This window comes from Duganella violaceipulchra (assembly GCF_019166075.1).
GTDB classification, from domain to species: Bacteria; Pseudomonadota; Gammaproteobacteria; order Burkholderiales; family Burkholderiaceae_D; genus Rugamonas; species Rugamonas violaceipulchra.
This window is the reverse complement of the sequence record NZ_JAHTGR010000271.1, coordinates 1-210: the sequence shown is the minus strand read 5'-3', so window position 1 is coordinate 210 and position 210 is coordinate 1. Positions and strand designations below refer to the sequence as shown.

The following is a 210-nucleotide window of genomic DNA, read 5'->3' as shown; positions in this document are numbered from 1 at the left end:
GGGTGCTGTCCTTGACTTGCGCCAGCAGGGCGGCCACGCTCGGGTCCTCTGCCAGTTGCACCCGCAGCGCCAGGGTGTTGACGAAGAAGCCGATCATGGCTTCGATCTCGCTGCGCTGGCGGTTGGCCACCGGGGTGCCGATCACGATGTCTGACTGCCCGCTCAGCCGCGCCAGCAGGATCGACCAGCCGGCCAGCAGGGTCATGAACA

The 210-nt window shown here is 67.1% G+C and carries 1 protein-coding gene; it reads right to left on the bottom strand.

Features of this window, described 5'->3' with window-relative positions; all coding sequences use genetic code 11:
- A partial coding sequence (locus KVP70_RS35975) for a condensation domain-containing protein (protein WP_217946830.1) occupies nt 1-210 on the bottom strand: 210 nt, incomplete at both ends.